This is a genomic window from Mycobacterium sp. (assembly GCF_035603715.1).
Lineage (GTDB): Bacteria > Actinomycetota > Actinomycetes > Mycobacteriales > Mycobacteriaceae > Mycobacterium.
This window is the reverse complement of the sequence record NZ_DATNJW010000502.1, coordinates 1-8649: the sequence shown is the minus strand read 5'-3', so window position 1 is coordinate 8649 and position 8649 is coordinate 1. Positions and strand designations below refer to the sequence as shown.

Annotated in this window: 10 protein-coding genes and 1 pseudogene; 7 read left to right on the top strand and 4 right to left on the bottom strand. The window is 65.0% G+C overall.

Annotated elements, in window-relative coordinates:
* Positions 1-80: 50S ribosomal protein L33 (rpmG, locus tag VN856_RS20950; protein WP_325692515.1), on the top strand; the 80-nt coding region annotated here is incomplete at its 5' end.
* A complete protein-coding gene (gene rpsR / locus VN856_RS20945; RefSeq protein WP_325692510.1) occupies positions 80-322 on the top strand; it encodes a 30S ribosomal protein S18 in 243 nt (80 codons plus the stop codon). The genes rpmG and rpsR, both read left to right, overlap by 1 nt.
* Here the strand turns inward: rpsR and VN856_RS20940 are convergent.
* Complete coding sequence (locus tag VN856_RS20940) at positions 319-1080, bottom strand: SDR family oxidoreductase (protein WP_325692513.1); 762 nt, start codon at positions 1078-1080, stop codon at positions 319-321. The two genes, rpsR and VN856_RS20940, sit on opposite strands and share 4 nt — an antisense overlap.
* A 117-nt stretch (positions 1081-1197) precedes the next feature.
* Between VN856_RS20940 and VN856_RS20935 the strand changes: the two genes are divergently transcribed.
* The gene (locus tag VN856_RS20935) at positions 1198-2565 is read left to right on the top strand and encodes an adenylate/guanylate cyclase domain-containing protein (protein WP_325692508.1); all 1368 of its coding nucleotides are present in this window, start codon (positions 1198-1200) and stop codon (positions 2563-2565) included.
* A gap of 60 nt (positions 2566-2625) precedes the next feature.
* A complete protein-coding gene (locus VN856_RS20930) occupies positions 2626-3372 on the top strand; it encodes a class I SAM-dependent methyltransferase (RefSeq protein WP_325692506.1) in 747 nt (248 codons plus the stop codon).
* 12 nt (positions 3373-3384) lie between these two features.
* Here VN856_RS20930 and VN856_RS20925 read toward each other — a convergent pair whose 3' ends face one another.
* Positions 3385-4275 carry an SDR family NAD(P)-dependent oxidoreductase gene (locus tag VN856_RS20925; RefSeq protein WP_325692504.1) on the bottom strand — a complete coding sequence of 297 codons (891 nt, stop codon included), beginning with the start codon at positions 4273-4275 and terminating at the stop codon, positions 3385-3387.
* A gap of 156 nt (positions 4276-4431) precedes the next feature.
* On the opposite strand from VN856_RS20925, the gene VN856_RS20920 reads away from it, so the two are divergent.
* Positions 4432-5181: a methyltransferase domain-containing protein gene (locus VN856_RS20920; RefSeq protein WP_325692502.1), complete on the top strand. Its 750-nt coding sequence runs from the start codon at positions 4432-4434 to the stop codon at positions 5179-5181.
* A gap of 11 nt (positions 5182-5192) precedes the next feature.
* Here the strand turns inward: VN856_RS20920 and VN856_RS20915 are convergent, their stop codons facing one another.
* Entirely contained in the window at positions 5193-6317 is a 1125-nt protein-coding gene (locus VN856_RS20915; protein ID WP_325692500.1) for an FAD-dependent oxidoreductase, read from the bottom strand.
* Between the two features lie 131 nt (positions 6318-6448).
* Here VN856_RS20915 and VN856_RS20910 point away from each other — a divergent pair, with 131 nt between their 5' ends.
* Positions 6449-6826, top strand: coding sequence for a hypothetical protein (locus VN856_RS20910; protein ID WP_325692511.1), 378 nt, complete (start codon positions 6449-6451; stop codon positions 6824-6826).
* A gap of 7 nt (positions 6827-6833) precedes the next feature.
* On the opposite strand, the gene VN856_RS20905 is transcribed toward VN856_RS20910, so the two are convergent.
* A complete protein-coding gene (locus VN856_RS20905) occupies positions 6834-8231 on the bottom strand; it encodes an alpha/beta hydrolase domain-containing protein (protein WP_325692498.1) in 1398 nt (465 codons plus the stop codon).
* Positions 8232-8400: 169 nt separating this feature from the next.
* On the opposite strand from VN856_RS20905, the pseudogene VN856_RS20900 reads away from it, so the two are divergent.
* Positions 8401-8649, top strand: a pseudogene (locus tag VN856_RS20900) (MFS transporter); the annotation flags it as partial.

Here is an 8649-nt window from a genome sequence, read left to right as displayed (position 1 = left end):
GCAACGACCCCGACCGGCTCACGCTGAAAAAGTATGACCCGGTCGTCCGCCGGCACGTCGACTTCCGGGAGGAACGCTGATGGCGAAGAAATCGAAGCGCACCCGACGCACCCCTGCATCCGAGACGAAGCCAGCCAAGCGGAATCTGTTGAAAACGCTGGGCGTCAACGTAGTTGACTACAAGGACACAAACCGGTTGCGGATGTTCATCTCCGATCGCGGCAAAATCCGGTCGCGCCGGGTCACCGGTCTGACCGTGCAGCAACAGCGCCAAGTCGCCACGGCGATCAAGAATGCCCGCGAGATGGCACTGCTCCCCTAGTCGGCGTCAGCGGTCATCTTCTCGTTGAAGACGGGGTAGATCTCGTCGAACGCGCCGTCCCGCTCGGCGAAGCGGAATCCCTTGGCTCGCTCCACGACAATCTCGTCGGCGTCGGGCTTGGTTTGCAGCAGTGTCATGGTCTCGCTGATGAATTCGTCCAGAGGCATTCCCCGCGGGTCGAATCCGCGATCGCCCTGCAACGCTGTCTGCACTCGCGGCGGAATGATTTCGACGACCTGGACCGCTGACTCGCGCAGCTGAAAACGCAGCGACTGCGTGTAGGAGTGCAGCGCTGCCTTGCTGGCGCAGTACGTCGGCGTGAGCGCGCTCGGCATGAACGCCAGCCCGGACGTGACGTTGAGGATCGCCGCGCGCGGCCTGCCCAGCAGTAAGTGCAGCAATGCCGAGGTGAGCCGGATAGGGCCGAGCAGATTGACGGCAAGGGTCTGTTCGGCCGTGCCGGGGTTACCAGTGGTGAGGTCCTCGACGCGCTGAATTCCTGCGTTGTTGACCAGGACGTTGAGGTCGGGGTGGTTGTCGGACAGCTCGATGGCGAACCGCCGGATGTTGGCGGAGTCACCTTGATCCAGCGACAAGAATTGCATGCCCGGGTTGGCTTTCGCGACGGCTTCCAGCGTGTCGTGGCGCCGACCGGCGATGATGACGTTGTTGCCCAATCGGTGAAATGCCTCGGCGAGGCCCCGGCCGATTCCGGTACCACCTCCGGTAACCAGAACGGTGTTACCCGACAACTGCATGCGCTGTTCCTCTCCGTCGCTTTCTGCTACCTGCATACTCGCGGCAGCGGGCCCGGTATGCGGTAACCGCATCAAAGACTTCGTAAACGTGTCGGCATCCTGAACTAGCCTGTAGCAGTGGCGCAGTTTCCGCGGACTCGCTACGCCAGTTGCGGCGAGGTCGACATTGCCTACCAGGCGTTTGGCGATGGACCGAACGACGTGCTGGTGCTTCCGGGCCCGTCCATCCCGATCGACACCATCGACGCCGAGCCGTCGATGTACCGCTTTCACCGGCGGCTGGCGTCCTTCAGCCGGGTGATTCGGCTCGACCAGCGCGGGGTCGGCATGTCGTCGCGCGTTTCCCGAGACGTGATCGGCCCGAAGTTCTGGGCACAAGATGCCATATCGGTGCTGGACGCGATCGGATGCGAGCGGGCGACGATTTTCGCCCCCGGGTTCGCCTCGATGACCGGACTGATCCTGGCGGCCGACTATCCCGAACGGGTGAACAACCTCGTGATCGTCAACGGCGCAGCACGGACGCTTCGCGCGCCCGACTATCCGATGGGCTTCGACATCGTCGAGGAGGAAGACCCTTACACGACGGTGGCGATGGAGCCGGATGCCGTTGACCAGGGCTTCGACATGCTCGGCTTCATCGCGCCCAGCATGGTCGACGACAGGGCATTCCGCTCGTGGTGGGACATGGCCGGAAACCGGGCGGCTTCACCCAGCATGGCCCGCGCGATCATCCTGACCGTCCGGCACTGCGATGTCCGCGACACCCTGGCTCGGATCACCGCGCCGACGCTCGTCGTACACCGCGAGGACTGCGAGTTCTGCCCCGCCGACAACGGCCGGTATATCGCCGAGCACATCGCCGGAGCACACCTCGTCGAGCTGCCTGGCGCAGACGCCTTGTACTGGGTCGGCGACACCGCCCCGATGCTCGACGAGATCGAGGAGTTCGTCACCGGCGTCCGAGGCGGCTTCGGCGCCGAGCGGGTGCTCACCACCATCATGTTCACCGACATCGTCGGCTCGACCGAGCGTGCCGCCCTGCTCGGCGACGGCCGGTGGCGGGACCTGCTGGAAAACCACGACACCATCGTGCGGCACGAACTCGAACGGTTCGGCGGCTTCGAAGTCAACACCGCGGGTGACGGATTCATCGCGTCCTTCCCCAGTCCAAGCGCCGCGATCGCGTGCGCGGACTCCCTCATCGACGCGATCCGGGTGCTCGGCATCGAGATTCGGGTGGGTATTCACGCCGGCGAGGTCGAAGTGCGCGGTGACGACGTCGCCGGGATGGCTGTTCACATCGGCGCCCGTGTCGCGGCGCTGGCCGGGCCCAGCGAGGTACTGGTGTCTTCGACGGTTCGCGACATCGTCACCGGCTCGCGGCACCGGTTCGCCGACCGCGGCGAGCACCAGTTGAAAGGTGTGCCGGGCCACTGGTGGGTGTGCGCGCTCGAGCGATCGCTCGCGAACGTCAAACAGTAGGTCGTGCCGCCAACGCGACTTCACAGCGGGGACATAAGTTGCGTCGATACCCTGGGCGACATGCCACCGCGACTGAATTTATTCACTAATCGCCAGCGCGCCAACTCATTTGGAGGCGCAGCGCAGAACTATGACACGTATCGTCCGCGCTATCCCGACCGGTTGATCGACGATGTGCTGGCTCCCGATGCGCACCGCGTCCTGGAGGCGGGTGCCGGCACCGGGATCGCCTCGATGCAGATGATCGAGCGTGGCGCCGATGTTCTCGCCGTCGAACCCGACACCCGGATGGCCGCCGTCGCGCAGGCCAAAGGCATCCCCGTTGAACTCGCGACCTTCGAAGACTGGGATCCCGCGGGACGTCGATTCGACCGGGTGGTATTCGCCGCCTCATTCCACTGGGTGGATCCGGCAGTGGCGCTGCCTAAAATCCGCGGCATCCTCGACGACGGCGGGAAGCTGGCGCTGATTTGGAATCGGCTACGGCCGACCAATCCGACGCGCGCCGAGTTCGAAGCGATCTACCGGGATTACATGGACGTCGAAACCCACAGGGGCGACGGGAATCCCGGCGAGGTCATCGACATGATTGCCGCGACGGGGTTCACCGTCACCGAGCAGAAGTACCCGCACGACCTGCACTACTCCGCACAGCAGTGGGCCGACATCGCGTTCACGTTCTCCCACCAGCTGATTCTCGCCGCCGACAAAGCGACCGAGCTGCGGGCACGGTTGATCGAGCGAATCGGCGCGGACGGCGTCTCGGTCGGTGGGGACGCGGTGGCAATCCTCGCGATTCCCACATAGCAATACGGTCCGTTAAAGCGGAAAGCTTGTCCCGGTTTCTTTTTCGCCGAACTCGAACACCCTTGCGGCGGTGTCGTAGTCGCACGCGAGAGTCGACCGGCCGATAAGCACCGGGCCGCCCTTCAATCCGAGTCGGCCGTCGACACCCACGTAGCTGCCGGTCGGAATCGGCTCGCTGATGCAGTACAGCGTCGGCGCCGCGCCTTCCTCGATGTCGTTGCCGAACCGGTCCGCGAGCACGGTCACTGCGCGATGAAAACCTGCCATCACTGGCTTGTCCGACACTTGAGAAAGATTCGACGACACCCAACCCGGGTGAGTGAGCTGGGTTGTGACCCGCGACTGCGCCGCCCGCAACCGACGGTCCAGTTCGAGGCCCCAGAGCATCACCGCAAGTTTGGAACGCGCGTACGCCGGATACGCCGTCCACTTGTGCGAGCGCAGGTGCATGTCGTCCAGGCGCAGTGTCGCCGACTTGTGCGCGTCGGATCCGACGTTGATGATCTGCGAGCGCACCCGCTCCAACATCAGGTTAGTCAACGCGAACGGGCCCAAAAAGTTTGTGCCCATGGTCATTTCAAAGCCATCCACCGTCTCGGTGCGATGCTGGACGACCGCTCCGGCGTTGTTGATCAAGATGTCGACGTCGCCGTCGAACTGGTCGGGGAAGGCCCGCACGGACGAGAGGTCGGCGAGGTCGAGCTTGGCGACCGACGTGGAGCCGCCGATCTCGGCGGCTCGCTCTGCGCCCAACTGTGTGTTGCGGACGGCCAGGATCACGTGCGCGCCCGCCTGCGCGAGAAGGCGCGCGGTACCGAGGCCCACTCCGTTGGTAGCCCCGGTCACGATGATGCGTTTGCCGGACAGGTTGCCGAGTCGGCTCGGCGACCATTGTGTAGTCACGATTCGACAGTAGCGCCGCCGCCGGGGCGGCTACCTCGGCGGGTGGAAGCGTCGGGTGCCCAGGCGTAGGCTGCGGACGAAAGAACGGGGTCTTCGAATCGTGGTTGTCAATTCGTAAACGCCTGTGAAACTTGATATTTCGCCGAAGGAACGCACATGACAGATGTAAGCACGACGTTGCCGCCCGCACTGAGTCGGGCGCTGGATCTGCTGGTTGACCCACCGAGCGAGCCGGATGTCAGTAACGGCTACCTGGACCTGCTCGGCGCCTCAGTCGACGACGGGGACGACGAGGTGGCCAAGAACGATGGCGCTATCCAAGCGGTGTGGGCATCGCCGATCGGGTCCTTCCTCTACGACAACGCCCAGGCCCTGACCCGCCGGTTCATCGCCGCGTGGCAACTGCCCATCGAATGGCTGAACATCCCGGAGGGCGGCGTCGCATTGGACGTTGGTTCGGGTCCCGGTTCCATCACCACGTCGCTGGCTCACGCCGCCGGTGCCGACGGCCTTGCACTGGGCGTCGACATCTCCGAAGCGATGCTCGCGCGGGCGGTACGCGCGGCCGCGGGTCCGCAGGTTGGGTTCTTGCGGGCGGACGCGCAGCGACTTCCGTTGCGCGATGGGACCGTCGACGCCGCGGTCTCGATCGCGGTGCTGCAGCTGATCCCGGATCCGGCGGCCGCGCTGTCCGAGATCGCCCGGGTGCTCAAGCCCGGCGGTCGACTGGCGGTGATGGTCCCGACACTGCGTCCGCCGGTCGATCTGTGGCGGGCCCTGCCCACCGGCGGAGCTCACATTTTCGGCGAGGACGAAGTCGGCGACATCCTGGAAGAGCACGGCTTCACCAGCGTGCGCGTCAAGAGCGTGGGCACGTTCCAGTGGGTGCGCGGCAAGCGCGGCTGACCTCGCGGTCCTCAGACCGCCGGGTGGTTTTCCCGGACTCCGCCGTACATGCCCCGCCGCACGACTAACGGCATCACCAGGCGCTCGACCGGCCATGACGGCAGGCGAAACGCCTGGCCGGTCGGGAGGAAGACCTCCAAGCCGTTGGGTTGAATACCCAGTATCGAGCCCCAACGGCGGCCGGGCGCTCGGTACGTGCGGAAGCGTCGGCCGGCGAGTTCGGCGCGGACGTTGTGGGCCACCAGCGCGTCCCCGCGGTTGCGGGCCGAGCTGCGCAACGGGTCGCTGGCCGCCACATCGCCGGCCGCGAACACATCCCGATGCCCCGGCACCCGAAGCTCCGGTGTCACGCGGACGAAGCCGCTCTCGTCAAGCAGCTCGCGCGGCAACCAGTCGGTGTTGGGCCGGACTCGCCCGATCGCCCAGAGCACAGCGTCCGCCGAGGACGCCGGCTGCCCGGTGCTCCAGTCGACGCCGCCGCTAGTGATCTCGTCGCCCGCGAAGCCATTGACGAGCGCGGCGCGATGCCCCGGATGCAGGCCCACGCCCAGCTCGGTCAACCGGCCGTGGATGCGCCGCCAAATCCGCGGGTGATAATCGCCCAGCGCCCGGTCGCCGGGGAAGTACAGGTCGATTCGCTTGTCTGGCCACGTGGTTGCCAGGTTGACGGCGCTGGTGACCGCGGCTGCGCCGCCACCCACCACGATGACTGACTTCGCCGCAGCCATTCGATTGTGTGCGGCGTTGAGATCGGTGCCGACCTCCGCGGCCGACTGCACGGTCGGCCGGCGCCAGAAGCCGTTGCTGACCCCGGTCGAGATGACCAGCGCGTCGTATCCCTCGACGAACGTTTCGCCGTTGTCGCCACGGCCAGAGACGGTTCGGGCATCCAGATCGACATCGGTCAAGGAGCCCTGGACGATTCGTACCGGATCCAGACGACGGAATCTGTCGAACGGGATCCAGTAGTCGCGGGCCCAGTCGCGAGGACGAGCCAGCCGGACTCCGAGTTCTTGGCCGCTGACCAATCCTGGTTTGACCGAGATACCCACGACGTCGAAATGTTTGGCGAGCCGGATCGCGGCGAGAATGCCGACATCGCCCAAGCCCGCGACTACGACGCGTTTGCGGCTCATGCCGCCAAACTGTAACACGTTCTAGTTACGTGCCGATCGGTGTTGGATGGCCTCACAATTCAGATTTTTTTTGCGCACATTCGCCGAGTACTTCCGATCTTCCGGAACCGCTGGCTACACTTCGCCGTGTGATGACCCCGTCGACCCCCTGGGGGCACGATCGTGGGCATCTTCCCCAGCGGTTGAGGGTCGGCAGTCAGATCGTCGGCCGTCGGCAGGCCCGACGCCTCAGTCGGCGCTTCGCACGCGTGGGCATCACCACCCCGCCCGATCGGCTTCGGCAGATGCTGGCGGGTGCACCGGCAGCCTACGCCGAGGTGGCAGATTTCAACTTCGCGCTGATCGCGACGCAGTTCAAGCGCGACCAGTTCAGGTCACGAGTCCGGCGGATGAAGCGCCGCGGCGCACGCACGCTGATCTTCGTGGCCATGGTCCTTGTCACGCTCAACTTTTTGTTCTGCATGGCTTGGGCCCTGTTCAATCTGACGCTCGAAGCCGCCCCACTCTGAGGTCGTCCTAGCCGGGAAAAGTCGCGGCGGCGAGTTCAAGAATTTCGTCGCGATCCGCGGCCAGCAGGAAGCCCGACTGGATCGCATCGTCCAGTGCTGCGGTGAAACGCTTCAAGTAGTCCGCCAACCCGCCTGGGTAGAGCCGCTGCACGGTCGCGGCGTCGAACAGTTCGCCCGAGCCGAAGATCGACGACATCGTGCTCTCTTCGCCTCCGACACCGGATGTGCGGGCGATCGGCACGTCCACCCACGGTGTCCTGACGCCGCCCCGCGCGAGCCCGTGTTCGTCAAGAACAGGCTGCTCGCCGTCCAGTTCGATGGTTGCGCCGCTGGGCGGGGGCCGTTTAGTTTTCACCCAGTTGTCCAACTGCGACAACGCCGCCTGCAGAACGTAGTGGTGTTGCGGCGCGAAGTTGATGCAATGCTCCAGTTGCTGACCCATCAGCATGTTCGTCGGCGCATAGGCCGCAACGACGTCAGCCAACGCTGCAGACCCGCTATCGATCGGTGCCACCTGAATCGTGTAGTTGTCGGCATGCGCCGTGCCGGCGATCTCCCACACCCGAAGTCGTTGATTATCAGGCTGTCTCGCGCTGTAGTAGCCCTGTCGACGGCCACCGAACAGGTCCGTCTCGGTGATGATCGTGACGAGCGGTACACGCAGATCGGGACGAAACGCGACCGCCTGCGACGAGTTGCTTTCCAGCGCTTCGAATATCGAGCCGCCGTCCAACGGGGCTGCGGTCCCAAATCGCGAATGCACCAAAAAGCCTTCGTACACCTGGGCGAGGGGGTCGACGGCGTTGATGTAGGTCGTCAGGAACAGCGCCGACTGCGACTCGCCCAGCGCGATGACGTGTTCGGCGCGCAGCCCTCGCAGAACTTCCTCGTCGCGTGCCAGCCGCCCGGCCTGGGAGAAGATGTCGTACGCGTGGGCGTCGCCGGGATGATGCAGCGGGGAATACCGCTGTGAATCTTGGCTTTTGAGTGACATATCGATGCCCATGAGATTCTCGCCGCCCTCGACGCCGACGCGCTGCGCCGAAACCGCGACGTAGGCATAACCGGCGCGCAGCATTTCGCGGTGCGCCATCATCCAGACCGCAGGTGCATCGATGCCGCCGCTGACATTGAGCCACTCGACGAGCACCGTTCCGTTGAACCGGGCCAGATCCGACGGGGTCAACGCCACGATCCGGGTGGTGTAGTCGGCGGCTGCTGCCGGCGACACGCTCCACCGGCCATCCGGGGTGAGTTCAGCCGCAGGACCGTAGGACGATGCCGACCCCGAGATGAAGAATTCCTCTGCGACATATCCCACACTGGCGATGTCAAAGGCGCCCAACAGGAGTGCGGGTTTCCCGGGCACTGGCGCATACGTCGCCCCATCGCCGCTGGTCGCCACGTGCGCATCATAGAGCCGGCGCTCGCCTATCTGGGCCGCAATAGCGTCAGTAGCAGCGGACGCGGACCTGAACTTCGAGTTAAATGCGTTGCAATCGCCATCCGACCGGGAATAACTTCCCAGGCGTTGTGGTCGTGTCTGATCGCGACCATAAGGAGGAGTGGCGTCCATGATCTCGCCGGATGGGTCAACGGGCTTGCTGCGTAGGCGGAGCCCGGCGCCGGCCGGCGCGAACCGCGAGTTCGGCGCCGTCTTGGCTGTCCTGCTGGTCACCGGATGGATTGCCAACCATTTCGTCGCCCTGATGCCCACCATCAGCAATCGCCAGCACCTCAGCACATCGACGCTCGACGCGATCTTCGGTATCTACGCGGTGGGTCTGCTGCCCGGCCTGCTCATCGGTGGCCGAGCCTCGGAT